The sequence below is a fragment of the Streptomyces sp. MnatMP-M17 genome, from assembly GCF_900091995.1.
Lineage (GTDB): Bacteria > Actinomycetota > Actinomycetes > Streptomycetales > Streptomycetaceae > Streptomyces.
This window is the reverse complement of record NZ_FMDK01000581.1, coordinates 1-15639: the sequence shown is the minus strand read 5'-3', so window position 1 is coordinate 15639 and position 15639 is coordinate 1. Positions and strand designations below refer to the sequence as shown.

Here is a 15639-nt window from a genome sequence, read left to right as displayed (position 1 = left end):
CCAGGTGGCTTCCGCGCCGGGCCGCGTGGCGGCAGGCCACTCCGCTGCTCGTGCTGCTCGTGGTGCTGATCGCGTTGCCGGGGATGCTCGACTCGTACAGCATCTCGCTGGCCGGTTCCGCCCTGGCTCTGGGGCTGCTCGCGGTCAGTGTCACCATCCTCACCGGCTACGCGGGGCTGCCCACTCTCGGGCAGACCGCGCCGTTCGCCGTCGGCGCGTACGCCACCGCGAATCTCGCGGACGCCGGGTGGACCATGGGTCCGGTCCAGATCGTCCTCTCGGCGCTCGCCGCCGCGGTCTTCTCCGCGGTGACGGGGCCCGCCGTGATCCGGGCCCGTGGCACCACCGTGCTGATGATCACGCTGGCCGTCGGTGAGCTGACCGGCGCGGTCATCAACCAGTTCAAGTCCGTCACCGGCGGCGCCGACGGTCTCGTCGGCTTCCCGTCCACGCAGGCGCTGTGGGGCGGGGAGGGGATGTCCGAGGAGAGCGAGGTCTACACCTACGCGCTCGCCGTCGCTGTCATGGCCGTCACCGTCACCCTGCTCGTGCTGCGCTCCCCGGCCGGGAAGCTGCTGACCGGCACCCGGGGCGCCGAGGCGCGGATGCGTGCCTCGGGGCACCCGGTGGGGCGCTATCTGCTGGTGGCGCACGTCTGCGCCGGTGCGCTGGCCGGTGTCGGCGGCTCGCTGATGGTCACCGTCCAGCAGTACCTCTCCCCCGCCGACGTCGGCTTCGAGATCGCCGCGTTCGCGCTGCTGGCGGCCGTCATCGGCGGTACGACGTCCGTGATCGGCGCTCTGCTGGGCGCCGGGCTCATCGTCATCACCCGGGACTGGGTAGCCAGTTCATGGCCCGGCCACGGGCCGCTGCTGCTCGGCGTGCTGTTCGTGGCCGCCGTGTACCTGCTGCCTCACGGTCTGGCCGGCCTGCGCGGCGGATCCGGTCGGAGCGGGCGGGCGCCCGACGGGCCCCGGCCCGACGAGCAGCCCCGGGTCGCGTCCACCGCGCGCACCCCGACCCCCGCCGGGAAGGTCTCCCCATGACGCCCACACCGACCGCCGCATCGGCATCCCCGGTGCTGGACCTCGACCGTCTCACCCGCAGGTACGGCAGTCTCACCGCCGTCGACGACGTCAGCCTGCGCCTCCCCGCGGGCGCCCGGCACGCCGTCATCGGCCCCAACGGCGCCGGCAAGACCACCCTGCTCAATCTCATCGCGGGTACCGACCGGCCCGACCAGGGCACGATCGTCCTGGACGGCGCGGACATCACCCGTACGGCCACCGCCAAGCGCAGCCGTCTCGGTATCGCCCGCAGCTTCCAACAGCCCTCGGTGATATCCGAGTTGACGGTGCTGGAGAACGTCGTACTGGCCGGCTGGCCGCACCACCCGAAGCGCCGCGGTGCCTGGCGCAGCCCGTCCCGCTACCGGCTGCACACCGAGTCCGCGGGCCGTCATCTGGAGGCCGTCGGCCTCGCGGACATCGCCCACCGGCCGGCCTCCACGCTCTCCCACGGACAGCGCCGCATGCTCGACCTCGCCGCCGCGCTGACGGGCGAACCGCGTCTCCTGCTCCTGGACGAGCCGGCGGCCGGGCTGACCGACGGCGACATCGGCCGGCTGCTCGGCGTCCTCGGGGGCCTGCCGGAGAGCGTCGCGATCGTCCTGGTCGAGCACCATGTCGAGGTCGTCGCCCAACTCGCCGCGACAGTGACCGTCCTGGCGGCCGGACGGGTGCTCGTCACCGGTCCGACCCAGGAGGTGCTCGCGCACCCCGAGGTCCGCGACGCCTACCACAACACCGGCACGACGGCGGACAAGGCCACGGCCGACGTCCCGGCCCCTGACACCGAGAACGTCGGCGCATCCACTGCCGACCCGTCCGTCGCCCCGTCCGCCGATCCGACCGCCGACGCGAGAGGATGACCGACCTCCGATGCTCGAACTCACCGGCCTGACCGCGGGCTATCACGGCGGCACTGTCCTCCACGATCTCGACCTGTCGGTGCCCGCCGGCACGGTCCACGCCATCGTCGGCCACAACGGCGCCGGCAAGACCACCCTCGTCCACACCGTCGCCGGACTGATGCGCCCCGGCGCCGGCAGCGTACGGCTCGACGGCCGGGATGTGACGGGGCAGCCCGCACACCGGATCGCCCGCGCCGGGATCGGCCTCGTACCGCAGGGCCGCCGAGTGTTCGCCGGGCTCACCGTCGCCGAACACCTGCGGCTGTCCTACCGTCCGCCGCGCCGTGGCGACACCACGCGCCCCAGCGTGTGGACCCCCGCGCGCGTCCTGGAACTGCTGCCACGGCTGGGCGAGCGCCGGGGCAACCGGGGCGCCGATCTGTCCGGCGGTGAACAGCAGATGCTGGCACTGGCCCGCGCGCTGCTCGGCTCGCCGAACGTGCTGCTGCTCGACGAGCCGACCGAGGGCCTCGCGCCCGTACTCGTCCGGCAGGTCTACGAGTTGGTGACCACTCTGGCGGACGAGGGCATCGCCGTGATGCTGGTGTCCCCCAGCCCGGCCCAGGCGGCCGAGTGCGCCCATACGCTCACGGTCCTCACCTCGGGGCGGGCGACGCTACGGCTGGACGGCGCGGACGCCCGTACCGATGCCACCGCTCTGCACGCCGCACTCGAACTCGCGCCGACGGCGGTCTGAGACGCGAACGGCTCCAGCCGCGAGGGCGGTGACCGGCACCCGGTCACCGCCCTCATCGCGCACCGCCCTCATCGCGCTCCGGCGCTAGCTAGGCCTTGTCCGGCTTGATGCTGTGGCCGCCGAAGCCGCTGCGCCGGTCGGAGCCCTTGTTCTGGTCCTGCCACCACACGTCGAACTCCGGCTGACCCATGGCGGACCAGTCCGGTGTGTTCTCGACCTGCGCGCTGCCCATCCTGCGCGCGAGCGCGACCATGGCCGCCCCGACGGCGCAGCGATTGGCGTCGTACCTCTCCAGGACCTCCTGCCAACTGCTCCCGGTCACCCAGGCGGCCTCCAGGGCGGTGGCGTCCTGGAGCGCCTTCACGCTGCCGCCGCCGATGTGCGGCCGGGCGACGCTGGCGGCGTCGCCGACGAGCACCATCCGTCCCGAGGTGTAGTGGGGCACCTCCAGGTCGTAGATGGGCTGGATGAAGGTGGTCTCAGGGGGCGTACGGAGCACCCTGAGAGCCCAGTACGGCGGAAAGCTGTCGGCCACCAGGGCGCGCAGATAGGTGGTGAGTTCCGCGTGCAGACGGCCCGGCGGCAGGGAGGTCGGGGTCCGCAGGTCGGGGTGGAGGCCGTCGGTCTGCGGGGGCGTCGTGTAGAGCACCCAGTTGAGCCGGTGTCCGCCGACGCCGTCCGGGATGCGGTAGATCATGCAGTGACCACCGGGAAAGACGATGTTGTGCGCGTCGTAGCCGTCCGAGGGAAGGCCGGCGACGTCCGACGACGTACCACGCCAGCCGATATAGCCGGCGTACGTCGCGCTGACACCGGGGAACATGGCCTCGCGGACGACGGAGCGGTACCCGTCGGCCCCGATCACAACGTCGAAGTGTTCCTGGTATCCGTCCGCGAGCCGCAGTGTCACACCGTCGGCGTCCGGCTCCACACCGGTGACCATCGCACCGGACCGGTAGGAGACCTCCTCGGGCACCCGGCGGCGCAACTCGCTCCACAGGGAGCCCCAGCTGTAGGCGCGGAAGGGGAACGGCTGTTCGCCGATGGCCCGGCCGTGGTCCGTCTCGCCGTCGCGCATGCTCCACACCCGCCGGGTCAGTGGCGCCCAGGGCATCTCGGGTGCCACGTAGCCGGCGTGCCTCAGCTCGTCGTACCGGTCGCTGTGAAGGGCGATTCCCACTCCCCTGTCGCGGAGTTGGGCGTCGGCCCGCTCGAAGACGGTTATCTTCCCGGCCCCTCCGCGCGACGCGGCCAAGGCCGTGGCACACCCCGCGATACTGCCGCCGACCACAGCGATGCTGCCTCCGCGCATGACTGGCTCTCCCCTTACTTGGTGTTCCGGCCACCGTTCCGGGCGCTGTCGCGCCGACGTGACCGGCCGAAGTCCGTTTGAATTGGCGCTCGTTGTCCCGTTTCACCTGCGGTCAGGACCCGGACGGAATCCTATCGAGGAGACGGGAGAACCACGGCTGGACCGGTGGTCTCCTCTTCTCATCGGCGCCGCAGTCATGACGGTGCCGGCTGTGACGACGACGGCCTGGCAGGGGCGGTCCTCCCGGCAACATGCGGATCCACACCGGGAAATGAGCAACGTAGTCACTCTGCTATGGTGCGCCGATGTCATCGATCAGGCAGTTCCAAGTCACCTTCGACTGCGCAGAACCTGAGCGCGTCGCTCGCTTCTGGTGCGAGGTGCTGGGGTACGTCGTACCGCCGCCACCGGAGGGGTTTGCCACCTGGGATGACTTCAAGGGCTCGCAGCCACCTGAGCAGCGGGATTCTTGGTTCGCCTGCACTGATCCCTCTGGTGTGGGCCCGCGGCTGTACTTCCAGCGCGTCCCCGAGGGGAAGGCCGTCAAGAACCGGGTGCATCTTGATGTGCGGGTCGGCACCGGACTCGTGGGTGAAGAGCGCCTCGCCACGCTCGAAGCCGAGTGCGCGCGACTGATCGCGCTCGGCGCGGTACGCGTGCAACTGCTGCTTGCCGATGACGAAAACGAGTCGTGCATCGCGATGCAGGACATCGAGGGCAACGAGTTCTGTCTCGACTGAGCATCCTCCAAGACGGCGAGGCGGGAGCCACCCGACACGCCATGCCGACAAGCCACAGATCCATCACAAGAGCCACTTATCGATCACGTACGGCGTCGAGTGCCTGGGTGAAGTAGACAGAGATCTGGAGCCATCTGTCGATCCATCAGACAGCTGTCAGCGCCAAGAAGATGATCGCCGCCTACTACGGCAAGGGCCCCGTTTACTCCAGGCGCAGCGCTACCCGAACGACTATGACGGTCTCGCGGTGTTCTGGCCGGCGGTGAACTTGCCGCGCTTGCTTCCGGCCGTGCTTCGGCCCCAGGTCGTGATGAATGTTGCCGACCGTTTCGTCCCGCAATCGGTCTTCGAGGCGGTGAACGGCAGGGTGATCGCCGAATGTGATGGGCTGGATGGCGTCAATGACGACATCGTGTCCGACTGGCGTGCCTGTGACATGGATGCCCGGAGTCTGATCGGCGATGTGGACGAGGGCCCCGAGGCCACGCCCCGGGGCGCGCTGGGGTCCGGCCCGCCCGCCGTCCAGGGCCATGCTGCCCGGCCCCTGGGCCCTGGCGGCTCTCGTTCGCGGGCGTGTCCGTGCGTATCACCCGGGATGGCTCTGTGCGGGACAGCAGGGGAGAGCGAAGGGCAGACCGAGGTCGGCGGGCAGGAGAGCGCCGACCCAGGTGTCCCTCAGGCTGTTCCTGCTGGTCTGCGCCGCACGCAGGGTGCCTTCCCTGACGAAGCCGGCCTTCTCCGCCACGGCCCAGGAGGCCCTGTTCCCCGCCTCCGCTCTCCACTCCAGGCGCTGGACTCCTCGTTCGGTGAAGGACCACGTGGCCAGGGCGAGTACCGCCTCCGTCGCATAGCCCCGGCCTCGGTACTCTGCCACGGTCCAGTACCCGATTCCCCATGTGCCGGCGTGGCGGTGCACATTGACGGATGCCACCAGCACTCCGCTTTCCCGGTCCTCCACCGCGAAGTGGTGCATCGTTCCATCGTCCCAGCCACGCGGCACCAGCTCGCGCAAGTAGAAGGCAGCGTGCCGACGTTCGTACGGCTCGGGAAAGTCCGTCCACCGCTGAATGCCGGCATCCTGGCAAGCGGCGAAGACCGCGTCCTCGTCACTGGGATCATGCGGGCGCAGAAGCAGACGCTGTGTCGTCAGCGAGACAGGTTCCATGGGCAGTGATTCTGACGCCCCCTCACACGCTCGGCCATCGATTTGTGAACCGCCCGGAGGCATCGACGCCGAGCCGGCCGACCATGGACCTGGACGCTCGCGCGGCGGCCTGACCACCAAGGTTCACCTCGCGGCCGAGCAGGGCCAGAAGCCCATGTCCGCCGTGATCACTGCCGGTCAGCGCCGACAAGGCTTACGACTCCCGGAAGAACCGCGCCCACCTGCGCAGACGCGGGGTCCGCTGCACGATTCCGGAGAAGTGCCCCAGGACCGACGAGTTCGAGTACACCTTCGACAACCTGGCCAAGATCACCGCCCGCCTGCTCGACGAGCTGGGGATCAGCCGCTTCTCGATCTACGTCCACGACTACGGAGCCCCCATCGGCTGGCGACTGGCCCTCAACCCCGCCTACGACGTGACCGCAATCATCACGCAGAGCGGCAACGCCTACATGGAGGGCTTCGCCAAGCCCTTCTGGGACGACCTGTTCGCCTACGCCTCGTCTCCGGGGGCGGACACCGAACCCGGTGCGCGAGCGAAATTCAGTGCCAAGACCACCGGCGGGCAGTACGAGAACGGAGCCGAAGACAAGAGTCTGGTCAGCCCGGACAACTGGCTGCACGACCAGACCCTGCTGGACCGGCCCGGCAACGACGAGATCCAGCTGGCGCTCTTCCGGAATTACCCGAGCAACATCGACGGCTACCCCCAGCTCCAGGAGTACTTCCGCAACAGCCAGGTACCCGCACTCGCGGTCTGGGGCGAGCGGGACGAGATCTTCGGACCGGACGGAGCGCGAGCCTTCTCCCGAGACCTGAAGGATGCGGAAGTCCACCTCCTGCCCGCAGGCCACTTCGCGCTGGAGACACATCTCGACGCCATCAGCGGCTACATCCACGGATTCCTCGGCCGCGTCCTCAGCTGACAGCGCAGCCTGGGCACGCGGGTGGCGCGCCGGCGGGCGACGTCGGCCCCGGCCGCGGCGCGGACCTCGGCGAGGGTTCCCCCGGCCTGAGGTGCCCGGTGCCCGGCGCCCGGCGCTCGGGTGACTCCCCCTTCACGCGATGTTCAGAGACCGAGGTCGGTCAGGCCCGGATGGTCGTCCGGGCGCCGTCCCAGCGGCCAGTGGTACTTGCGCTCGGATTCCTTGATCGGAAGGTCGTTGATGCACGCGTACCGGTGATGCATCAGACCGTTCTCGTCGAAATGCCAGTTCTCATTGCCGTACGAGCGATACCAGTTCCCGGAATCGTCATGGCACTCATAGGCGAAGCGCACAGGGATACGGTCGCCGTCGAAGGCCCAGAGTTCCTTGATCAGCCGATATTCCAGCTCCCGCTCCCATTTGCGGGTGAGGAACGCGATGATCTCGTCACGGCCGTTCGGGAACTCGGCCCGGTTGCGCCAGTAGGAATCCACGGTGTACCCGAGCGCGACCTTCTTGGCGTCGCGCGTGTTCCAGGCGTCCTCCGCCGCGCGTACCTTCTGGATGGCGCTTTCCCGGGTGGAGGCAGCGGAGGGTGCTGTTCGGAGGTCATTCTCTCTCCATGCAGTTGGTTGTGGCCGGGGCCGCGTCATTGCGTTCGCTCCGGCTGGGCCGTTCCCCCGGGCGGCCGGAGCCGCGCGGCGTTATCCGTCCTATTGGCACACACACCCGTCACCCGGTCCCCCGCGCCGCGCGGTCGGGTAACCCAGATGATTGGACTGTTGAGCGAGCGGGCAAAGACATTCACCGATTCGAGGCTGTCTGCGGTGGTCACCGACCGGCTCGCCTCAAGGGCACCCGCTTGACGGGCTCGGGAATCCACAGTCGCGCACGCTGCTGAATCCAGTGGCCAATGGGTCATTGCGGACCTTCTTCAGGTCCCCTGCCCGGCCCCCGGCGCCTCGACATCCGTCGCGTTGACGGGCAACGATGTTTGACGGCAGCCAGATGTCTGTGGGCGAGCCCCCGATGAGACTGGTCGTACGGCGCGCGGGACACCGGCGATCCCGCTGTCACCGCGTTGCCGCCCGGTGTCCATCGAGGTACCGCACGACCGAGGAGGAATCCGGTATGAGTACGGACGTCGTAGTGGTCGGAGCGGGCGTGATCGGATCATCGATCGCGCTTGAGCTGTCCCGTGCCGGTCGGCGCGTGACCGTTGTCGACAAGGCGGGGGGTGTGGGGTTCGGGTCGACGAGCGCGTCGAGTGCTGTCGTACGGTTCAACTTCTCCACGCACGCGGGTGTCGCGGCTTCCTGGGAGTCGTCGTTCTGCTGGCAGCGATGGCGTGACCATCTGGGAATCGACGTGGACAACCTGGCCCGATTCGAACGCAGCGGCCTGGCCATGCTCGATGTGCAACTGGCTCCCCGGATGGGCTACCTTCCGCTCTTCGACAAGGTGGGCGTTCCCTACGAGGAGTGGGACGCCGCGACACTGCGCGCGAGGATCCCCAGGATCGACGCGGGGCGCTACTGGCCGCCGAAGCGTATCGAGGACGACCGCTTCTGGCAGGACGCCGAGGGCTCGCTGGGCGCGGTCTTCACGCCCGACGCGGGGTTCATCAGCGATCCGCAGCTGGCGGCGCAGAACCTGGCCGAGGCCGCCGTGCGCAACGGCGCCGACTTCGTCTTCCGCCGTACGGTCACGGCGGTCGAGACCACGGACAGCGGTGTCGCCGCGGTTCTGCTCGACAACGGGACCCGGATCCCGTGCACGACGCTGGTCAACGCGGCCGGCCCCTGGTCGGGCAAGGTCAACCAACTCGCGGGGGTCGGGGCGGACTTCACCATCGGGGTGCGCCCCATGCGGCAAGAGGTCGCCCATGTGCCGGCGCCTCCGGGCTTCAACCCCAGCGGCGCGGCAGGGATCAGCCTGGCCGACATGGATCTCGGCACGTATATCCGCGGCGAGGTCGGTGGCGGCCTGCTCATCGGGGGAACGGAGCCGGAGTGCGACCCGTTCGAGTGGATCGATGATCCCGACGCGGCCAATCCCTATCCGACCAGGAGTGTCTTCGAGGCACAGACGACCCGGGCCGCCCGGCGCCTGACGGAGCTCGCCGTCCCCAACCGCGCCCGAGGCGTGGCCGGGGTGTACGACGTCGCCGACGACTGGACCCCGATCTACGACCGTACGGAACTGGACGGCTATTACGTAGCCATCGGCACCAGCGGAAACCAGTTCAAGAACGCTCCGCTGGTCGGCCGGCTGATGACAGCGATCATCGACCAGGTCGAGGCGGGTCTCGACCACGACGCCCATCCCGTCCAGTTCCTCGGCGAGCACTCCGGCGCCACCATCGACCTGGGCGCCTTCTCCCGCAAGCGAAGCGTCAACGCCGGCAGCTCCGGCACTGTCATGGGCTGACACGGCCCCCCAAGGCATCAACCGCTGTCATCCCGCGGCATGCCCCGTGTCGCCGTGGTACATGGAGGCGAACGAACGGAGTTTCACGCCCAGATGCAGGGTGAGGCGGTCATCGCGAGCACCCGTGGTGGGGACGAGCGTCGCCGTGCGTACCGCCAGGAGCACCTGGTTGTAGGAATCCACCACCAGATCGAGCCGGCACACCACCGAGCCGATACCGATGACCACCCGCGCCGTGCCGTCGGTCAGCGAGGCGAACCGGGACCTGACCGGCGGACACGGCTACATGGGCGCGGAATGGGAGCCGTCGGTCGAAGAGGCCACCGCGCGGGGCACCTACGTGACCGTCCACGCGCACAACAACGACGGCATTCGCAACGCCGTCGCCGCGGGCGCGCGCTGTGTCGAGCACGGTTCCCGGATCGACGAGCGCACAGCCGCCCTCATGGCGCAGCACGGGGTGGCCCATGTACCGACCCTTTCCGTCGTACAGGTGCTGCTCGACGACGCCTCGGAGGCCGGACTGCCGGCCGGGACCGCAGGCCGGGTCGGCCATGCTCTACGAGGTCAGACGGACGCCCCAGGTGCGCGGCTGGCCGCTCTTCGATCACCTCATCGCTTTCACCGGGAGTGTCCGGCGATCGCTCACCGAACCGCCGGACACGGCGGTCCGCCTCCTTCGAGGGCCACATTGCTGTCGGTGTGCTGGCGTTTGGGTGGTCTCGGTCCGTGATACCGGAATCATGGCGTCCCTCATGGGAATTATGCAGTGAATTTCGCCTGTGCGGAGTGTGCCGGTCCTTGGCATCAGCCGGGCGCGCTGTGGGATCGGGAAGGGAGCGAGCTGTGCCGATCACCCGTCGTGATGTCCTGAAGCTGGGGGGCTCGGCCCTGGTGGCCGGGGGTGGCACCGGCGTGCTCTCGTCCTGCGATTCCACGGAGCCGGCCGCGCGGCCCGGGACGTTGCGTAAGGCGGATTACACGGTGCGGATCGCGACCGGGCAGGTCGAGCTCGCGCCGGGCACGGTCGTCTCCACCACGACCTACAACGGGCAGTTCCCCGGTCCGCTGCTGCGGTTCACCGAAGGCCGTCCGGTCGTGGTCGACGTCCACAACGACACCGGCATCCCCGAGCTGTTGCACTGGCACGGCCAGGTGGTTCCCGCGGAGGTGGACGGCGCTTCGGAGGAGGGCACCCCGTTCATTCCCGCGCACGGGACGCGGCGTCTGTCCTTCACGCCCGGACCGGCCGGTTTCCGCTTCTACCACACCCACGTGGCAGCGCTCGGTGACCTCGGCCGGAGCACCTACACCGGGCAGGCGGGTCCCGTCTACATCGAGCCGAAACTCAGTCCAGGAGCCTACGACCAAGAGGTCTTCCTGACACTGAAGGAGTTCCAGCCGTCCCTCAGTCACGGCGGGGACATGGCCCAGGACTTTCTCGCGGGCTCCAAGGTGCCGGAGCTGAAACGCAAGGGTGAGAAGGCGATGGCCGACTCGCTGGCCCGGGGCATGCCGCACGGCTACGAGGTCGGCTACCGGGCCTTCAGTGTCAACGGCCGCAAACTGGGCCACGGCGAGCCGATCAAGGTCAAGACCGGACAGCGTGTGCTGTTCCACGTCCTGAACGCCAGCGCCACCGAGATCCGCAGCCTCGCGCTGCCCGGCCACACCTTCACCGTGGTCGCCCTCGACGGCAACCCCGTACCCCGCCCGGCCGGTGTGCCGGTGCTGTGGATCGGCACCGCCGAACGCGTCTCGGCCCTGGTGGAGATGGACCACCCGGGCGTGTGGGTACTGGGGGACCTCGCCGACGACGACCGCAACGCCGGCATGGGCACCGTGGTCGAGTACGCCGGCCGCACCGGTTCCGCGCGATGGACGGCACCACCGAAATCCACGTGGGACTACCGGACCTTCGCCCGCACCGGTGCCACCGCCCAGCGGCCCGACCACACCCTCGACCTGCTCGTGGAGAAACGCAACGCGGCCGACAAGGGATTCAACGTCTGGACCCTCAACGGCGTGCCCTTCTCCATGGACACCAACAAGCCGGTGATCGAGGTGGAACGGGGAAGGCGCTACCGGATGCGGTTCCGCAACGCCACCGACGACATCCACCCCCTCCATCTGCACCGCCACACCTTCGAGGTCACTCATATCGCCGGCGCCCCCACCCATGGGCTGCACAAGGACGTCGTCATGCTCGGCGGCTACCAGACCCTCGACTTCGACTTCACCGCCGACCAACCGGGACTCTCCCTGTTCCACTGTCACCAGCAGCTCCACATGGACTACGGATTCATGCTCCTGCTGCACTGCACCTGACCCACCCCACCCGGCCCCGGTGTACTCGCGCTGTTGGACGTCGGACCGTTGTCGGTGAGGATCCCGCCCCGGCTCAGCGCCTCAGAGTTGCCGACTGCGGCGACGAGGGCGCCTACCGAGCTGGTGCGCCACACTTCCACATCCCATAAGGTCGCCATGTCTCATATGTTCGCTTCTGTCGAATAGGGTGACCGTGACCGACACTCATTCTCCTGTGGTCGTGGGAGCACCGGTCGATGTCGTCCTGCCGTGTCTGGACGAGGCCGCCGCCCTTCCGTGGGTACTCGACCGAATCCCGCCCGGCTGGCGGGCCATCGTCGTCGACAACGGCTCTCGCGACGGTTCCGCGGCCCTCGCCGCCGCGCTGGGAGCCCGGGTTGTCCACGAGCCGCAGCGCGGGTTCGGTGCTGCCTGCCACGCGGGCCTGTGTGCCGCCACCGCTGAGGTCGTCTGCTTCTGCGACTGCGACGCCTCTCTCGACCCGGCTCAGCTTCCGCTTCTGACGGCCCCTCTGTCGAACGGGTCCGCCGACCTGGTGCTCGGCCGTCGAAGACCGGTCACCGGAGACGCCTGGCCGCTGCACGCCCGGCTCGCCAACCGGGAGCTGGCCCGGCGGGTCCGCCGCCGCACGGGTCTGGTGGAGCTGCACGATATCGGCCCGATGCGAGCCACCCGCCGTACGGCCCTGCTCGGCCTGGGCCTGACCGACCGCCGTTCCGGCTACCCCCTGCAGATGGTCGTCCGTGCGGCGGAGGCAGGATGGCGGGTGCGTGAGATCGACGTGCCCTACTCACCGCGGGTCGGCCGGTCCAAGGTGACCGGGACCTGGCGGGGCACCTGGCGGGCGGTATGCGACATGGGGGCGGTCCTCGCCGAGGCGCCCGCCGTCACCCCGGCCGACGCCGGGAAGGCTCGGAGATGACACCCGCCCTGCAACAGCACGCCACGCCCACCGTGCTCGTTCTCGCCAAGGAGCCGGTGCCCGGCAGGGTCAAGACGCGGCTCACTCCGCCGTACAGCCCCGCCCAGGCCGCCATCCTTGCCGAGGCCGCCCTGGCCGACACCCTGGACGCCGTGCTGCGTGCGGCCGTGCGCCGCCGCGTGCTGGTGCTGGACGGCGAGCCGGGGCCGTGGCTGCCCGCAGGGGTCGAGGTCGTTCCGCAAGCCGGCGGTGGACTCGACGAGCGGATCGCGGCAGCCTTCGCCGCCGTCTCCGACGGTCCGGCGCTGCTCGTCGGCATGGACACCCCGCAGCTGACGGCCGGGCTGCTGGACGCCGTGGACTGGTGCGGGGGCGACGCGTGGTTCGGCCCGGCTGCCGACGGCGGCTTCTGGGCCCTGGGCTTTGCCGAACCGTCGCTGGCCCCCTCTCTGGTGCGGGGTGTGCCCATGTCGACCCCCGAGACCGGACGGCTGCAGCGGCATCGCCTCGCCGCTGCCGGCCTGACGGTATATGACCTGCCGCCGCTGCGTGACGTGGACACCGCTGCCGACGCCGTGGCGGTTGCCGCCGACGCGCCTGGAACGCGCTTCGCCGCGGCACTGTCCCGCGCCCACGTCCGAGCGGAAGGAGCCGCATAGTGCACGAGACGGTACTGAGTGGACACGCCGCCGACGCCGCTTGGGCCGCCGAGCCGTACTTGCACGCACTGGATGCCGGCTGCGGACCCCTCTTCCTTCAGCGCTCCGACGGCTGGCTGCTGCCTTTGGACGTGGAGCGCTGGTGCGCCCCCGCCGATTCCGCGGACCTGGAGCTGTTGCGCCGCTGCCATGGGCCGGTCCTCGATCTGGGCTGCGGGCCCGGGCGGCTGGTCATAGCCCTGGCCCGGCGGGGTCGGCCGGTCCTCGGAGTGGACATCAGCCCCGCTGCCGTCGCCCGCGCCCATCGGGAGGGCCGGCCTGTGGTGCACAGATCGGTCTTCGACCGGCTGCCCGACGAGGGGCGGTGGGGCACGGTGCTGCTGGCGGACGGCAACATCGGGATCGGCGGTGCCCCGGAAACGCTGCTGGCCCGGGCGCGCGGTCTGCTTGCCCCCGGGGGCCGGCTGCTCGTCGAGGCGGATGCCCACGAGGTGGACGAGCGCCTGGTTGTCCGGGTACGGGACGGCTCCGGCCGCTGTGGCCCCGTTTTCCTCTGGGCCAGGGTGGGCTCGGCGGCACTGCGTGGTGTCGCCGTCGGAGCGGGCTGGACGGTGGCGGACGAATGGTCCGAGGGTGGCCGCCGCTTCCTGGAGCTTCGTCCCTGATCACCCGGTTCCGCTCGCCTCACCCGGTTCCGCTCGCCGCCCTCGCCCCTCGGCGGGCGTCCCGTCGGCAACCGGCTTCCCCACGTGCTCCTGTGCCCTGCCCCTCCCCCGGCTGCCCATGACCGTCCTCCGTGAAGGAAACAGAGATTGGTGACCCCGTGCCTCTCCCGCCCAGGTATCGGAGGCCCGTCCGCCGCCGCCCTCAGCCGTGGCGTCGGTGCGGAACGGCCGGAGCCTCCTGGGTCGGCCTTCATCTCATGACGGGCCGTCACCAGAGGCTCACGGCCAACGCCCGGACGGCGAATCCCTGCCGTCCCGGTTTCCGGCCGGTACCTCCCGCCCATTGCCCGAGTCCGCCTCCCGGCGGGCCGGCATGAGCGCGCTCGCCCCGTTCGCCGGGCGGGCTCGCGTCGGCCGGTCCGGCGCCTGGACGGCCGGCACGCTCGTACTGCTGGCCGGCGTCGTCACGGCGACCACCGTTTCGGTCCGCACCGGCGGAGTCCTCGCCCGCCCGAAACACATCCTGCTCTGGTACGCGGTGGCCTGGGCCATGTTCGCCGCCGCCTGCTGGGCGGTGCGGGCGGTCCCGGTACGGCGGGCGACGGCCGTCATCCTCGCGGGAAGCGCGGTTGTGGCCCTGACCGGCCTGACCGGACCGCCCAGCACCAGCAGCGACATGTTCCGCTACGTCTGGGACGGTACCGTGCAGGCGGCCGGCATCTCCCCGTACGCCCATCCGCCGGCCGCTCCGGAACTCGCCCGGCTGCGCGACCCATGGCTCTTCCCCCCGGACTCCGCCTGTCAGGACCCCGCCACCACCCAGCGCCTGGAACTGCACACGTTCCCGGCGGCACAGGACGAACCTGACGCCCGGCCGACGGGGTGCACCCGCATCAACCGTCCACAGGCGCGTACGATCTACCCCCCGGTGGCGGAGTGGTGGTTCTTCGCCGTCCACGAGTTGTCGCCCGCCGACGGGCGGCACAAGCCTTTCCAGGCCGCGGGCGCCGTGCTCGCGTTCGCCACCACGGCCGCGCTGCTGGCCGCGCTGCGCCGCCGTGGCAGGGACCCCCGTACGGCGGCGCTCTGGGCCTGGTGCCCGGCGGTGCCGGTCGAGGCAGTCAACAACGCCCACGTCGACACCCTGGGGGTACTGCTCACCGTTCTGGCGCTGGGCATCGTGGGGCCGGGCAGCCGACGCGGGGTTCTGCTGGGCGCCGCGACCGCGGTGAAGCTGCTGCCGGTCCTCGCGCTGCTCGGCTCCGTGGTGGGGCGGCGGTCCATGCTGCGGACCATGGCTCCCGCGGTCGTCGCCTTCGTGCTCGTTTATCTGCCGTACGCGGCGGTCTCCGGGGGCCGGGTCCTGGGTTACCTGCCCGGCTATCTGAAGGAGGAGGGCTACGAGCCCGGCGACGTGCGCCGTTTCGCCCTGTTGCGGCTGCTGCTGCCCGACGTGGCGGCGATACCAGTCGCCGCCACGCTCATCGCGCTGACCGCGGTGTACGTCTGGCGGCGCGGAGACCCGGAGCAGCCGTGGCAGGGAGCCCTCCTGATGACCGGCACCACGCTGACGCTGGTCTCGCCCGGCTACTCCTGGTACGCCCTGCTGGTCGTGGGCCTGGTCGCGCTCGACGGCCGCGCGGAGTGGCTCGCCGTCCCCGGTGCCGGCGCGGTGCTCTATGCCGGGAGCGTTGCCTTTCCTGCGATGCCGTTGCAGGAGTTGGCGTACGGCGCAGCCGCCCTTGTTGTCTGCGGCGCAGCCGCCCACCGCCACTGGTCGGGCCGGGGCCCGTCACCAGCGGCGGAGACCGTGATGCGCGTAC

16 protein-coding genes and 2 pseudogenes are annotated in these 15639 nt (G+C 70.2%); 14 read left to right on the top strand and 4 right to left on the bottom strand.

The window, feature by feature from the left end; translation table 11 throughout:
- The 3 genes from GA0115259_RS24930 to GA0115259_RS24920 form a co-directional block, all read left to right on the top strand.
- Nucleotides 1–1046 (top strand): branched-chain amino acid ABC transporter permease (locus GA0115259_RS24930; protein WP_141716683.1); only part of this gene is annotated, 1046 nt, incomplete at its 5' end.
- A complete protein-coding gene (locus tag GA0115259_RS24925; RefSeq protein ID WP_093601170.1) occupies nucleotides 1043–1930 on the top strand; it encodes an ABC transporter ATP-binding protein in 888 nt (295 codons plus the stop codon). The genes GA0115259_RS24930 and GA0115259_RS24925, both read left to right, overlap by 4 nt.
- Before the next feature lie 10 nt (nucleotides 1931–1940).
- Nucleotides 1941–2669: an ABC transporter ATP-binding protein gene (locus tag GA0115259_RS24920; RefSeq protein ID WP_093601168.1), complete on the top strand. Its 729-nt coding sequence runs from the start codon at nucleotides 1941–1943 to the stop codon at nucleotides 2667–2669.
- Nucleotides 2670–2757: 88 nt separating this feature from the next.
- Here the strand turns inward: GA0115259_RS24920 and GA0115259_RS24915 are convergent, their stop codons facing one another.
- Nucleotides 2758–3981: an FAD-dependent monooxygenase gene (locus tag GA0115259_RS24915; RefSeq protein WP_093601166.1), complete on the bottom strand. Its 1224-nt coding sequence runs from the start codon at nucleotides 3979–3981 to the stop codon at nucleotides 2758–2760.
- A 305-nt stretch (nucleotides 3982–4286) separates the two neighbouring features.
- Here GA0115259_RS24915 and GA0115259_RS24910 point away from each other — a divergent pair, with 305 nt between their 5' ends.
- Together GA0115259_RS24910 and GA0115259_RS42920 are read left to right on the top strand one after the other, a co-directional pair.
- Complete coding sequence (locus tag GA0115259_RS24910; RefSeq protein ID WP_093601164.1) at nucleotides 4287–4721, top strand: VOC family protein; 435 nt, start codon at nucleotides 4287–4289, stop codon at nucleotides 4719–4721.
- Nucleotides 4657–5157, top strand: a pseudogene (locus GA0115259_RS42920) (tannase/feruloyl esterase family alpha/beta hydrolase); the annotation flags it as partial. The gene GA0115259_RS24910 and the pseudogene GA0115259_RS42920, both read left to right, overlap by 65 nt.
- Before the next feature lie 150 nt (nucleotides 5158–5307).
- Here GA0115259_RS42920 and GA0115259_RS24900 read toward each other — a convergent pair.
- Nucleotides 5308–5886, bottom strand: a complete 579-nt coding sequence (locus GA0115259_RS24900) for a GNAT family N-acetyltransferase (protein WP_093601162.1) — start codon at nucleotides 5884–5886, stop codon at nucleotides 5308–5310.
- A 91-nt stretch (nucleotides 5887–5977) separates the two neighbouring features.
- Here GA0115259_RS24900 and GA0115259_RS42150 point away from each other — a divergent pair.
- Together GA0115259_RS42150 and GA0115259_RS24895 are read left to right on the top strand one after the other, a co-directional pair.
- Nucleotides 5978–6146, top strand: a pseudogene (locus GA0115259_RS42150) (IS5/IS1182 family transposase); the annotation flags it as partial.
- Nucleotides 6135–6812 carry an alpha/beta fold hydrolase gene (locus tag GA0115259_RS24895; protein WP_256098126.1) on the top strand — a complete coding sequence of 226 codons (678 nt, stop codon included), beginning with the start codon at nucleotides 6135–6137 and terminating at the stop codon, nucleotides 6810–6812. The pseudogene GA0115259_RS42150 and the gene GA0115259_RS24895, both read left to right, overlap by 12 nt.
- 143 nt (nucleotides 6813–6955) lie before the next feature.
- Here GA0115259_RS24895 and GA0115259_RS24890 read toward each other — a convergent pair whose 3' ends face one another.
- Nucleotides 6956–7465, bottom strand: coding sequence for a nuclear transport factor 2 family protein (locus tag GA0115259_RS24890; RefSeq protein WP_093601160.1), 510 nt, complete (start codon nucleotides 7463–7465; stop codon nucleotides 6956–6958).
- 478 nt (nucleotides 7466–7943) lie between these two features.
- On the opposite strand from GA0115259_RS24890, the gene GA0115259_RS24885 reads away from it, so the two are divergent.
- The gene (locus tag GA0115259_RS24885) at nucleotides 7944–9242 is read left to right on the top strand and encodes an NAD(P)/FAD-dependent oxidoreductase (protein WP_093601157.1); all 1299 of its coding nucleotides are present in this window, start codon (nucleotides 7944–7946) and stop codon (nucleotides 9240–9242) included.
- A 27-nt stretch (nucleotides 9243–9269) separates the two neighbouring features.
- On the opposite strand, the gene GA0115259_RS24880 is transcribed toward GA0115259_RS24885, so the two are convergent.
- Nucleotides 9270–9470 carry a hypothetical protein gene (locus GA0115259_RS24880; RefSeq protein WP_093601155.1) on the bottom strand — a complete coding sequence of 67 codons (201 nt, stop codon included), beginning with the start codon at nucleotides 9468–9470 and terminating at the stop codon, nucleotides 9270–9272.
- Here GA0115259_RS24880 and GA0115259_RS39195 point away from each other — a divergent pair.
- The 6 genes from GA0115259_RS39195 to GA0115259_RS24850 all read left to right on the top strand — a co-directional run.
- Complete coding sequence (locus GA0115259_RS39195) at nucleotides 9463–9975, top strand: amidohydrolase family protein (RefSeq protein WP_107469255.1); 513 nt, start codon at nucleotides 9463–9465, stop codon at nucleotides 9973–9975. The genes GA0115259_RS24880 and GA0115259_RS39195 overlap by 8 nt on opposite strands.
- Nucleotides 9976–10088: 113 nt before the next feature.
- Nucleotides 10089–11570: a multicopper oxidase family protein gene (locus GA0115259_RS24870; RefSeq protein ID WP_093601153.1), complete on the top strand. Its 1482-nt coding sequence runs from the start codon at nucleotides 10089–10091 to the stop codon at nucleotides 11568–11570.
- A 193-nt stretch (nucleotides 11571–11763) separates the two neighbouring features.
- Complete coding sequence (locus tag GA0115259_RS24865) at nucleotides 11764–12492, top strand: glycosyltransferase family 2 protein (RefSeq protein ID WP_256098125.1); 729 nt, start codon at nucleotides 11764–11766, stop codon at nucleotides 12490–12492.
- Nucleotides 12489–13151 (top strand): TIGR04282 family arsenosugar biosynthesis glycosyltransferase, encoded by a 663-nt coding sequence (locus tag GA0115259_RS24860; protein WP_202450312.1) that lies wholly within the window; start codon nucleotides 12489–12491, stop codon nucleotides 13149–13151. The genes GA0115259_RS24865 and GA0115259_RS24860 overlap by 4 nt, the downstream gene beginning before the upstream one ends.
- Nucleotides 13151–13816: a class I SAM-dependent DNA methyltransferase gene (locus GA0115259_RS24855; protein ID WP_256098124.1), complete on the top strand. Its 666-nt coding sequence runs from the start codon at nucleotides 13151–13153 to the stop codon at nucleotides 13814–13816. Before GA0115259_RS24860 ends, GA0115259_RS24855 begins: the two co-directional genes overlap by 1 nt.
- 373 nt (nucleotides 13817–14189) lie before the next feature.
- On the top strand, nucleotides 14190–15639 hold a 1450-nt coding region (locus GA0115259_RS24850; protein WP_107469254.1), incomplete at its 3' end, for a glycosyltransferase 87 family protein.

Bases quoted from the DNA above. Each gene is read 5' to 3' on its own strand.
- GA0115259_RS24925 (WP_093601170.1), top strand. From the start codon at position 1,043: ATGACGCCCACACCGACCGCCGCATCGGCATCCCCGGTGCTGGACCTC.
- GA0115259_RS24920 (WP_093601168.1), top strand. From the start codon at position 1,941: ATGCTCGAACTCACCGGCCTGACCGCGGGCTATCACGGCGGCACTGTC.
- GA0115259_RS24915 (WP_093601166.1), bottom strand. From the start codon at position 3,981: ATGCGCGGAGGCAGCATCGCTGTGGTCGGCGGCAGTATCGCGGGGTGT.
- GA0115259_RS24910 (WP_093601164.1), top strand. From the start codon at position 4,287: ATGTCATCGATCAGGCAGTTCCAAGTCACCTTCGACTGCGCAGAACCT.
- GA0115259_RS24900 (WP_093601162.1), bottom strand. From the start codon at position 5,886: ATGGAACCTGTCTCGCTGACGACACAGCGTCTGCTTCTGCGCCCGCAT.
- GA0115259_RS24890 (WP_093601160.1), bottom strand. From the start codon at position 7,465: ATGACGCGGCCCCGGCCACAACCAACTGCATGGAGAGAGAATGACCTC.
- GA0115259_RS24885 (WP_093601157.1), top strand. From the start codon at position 7,944: ATGAGTACGGACGTCGTAGTGGTCGGAGCGGGCGTGATCGGATCATCG.
- GA0115259_RS39195 (WP_107469255.1), top strand. From the start codon at position 9,463: ATGACCACCCGCGCCGTGCCGTCGGTCAGCGAGGCGAACCGGGACCTG.
- GA0115259_RS24860 (WP_202450312.1), top strand. From the start codon at position 12,489: ATGACACCCGCCCTGCAACAGCACGCCACGCCCACCGTGCTCGTTCTC.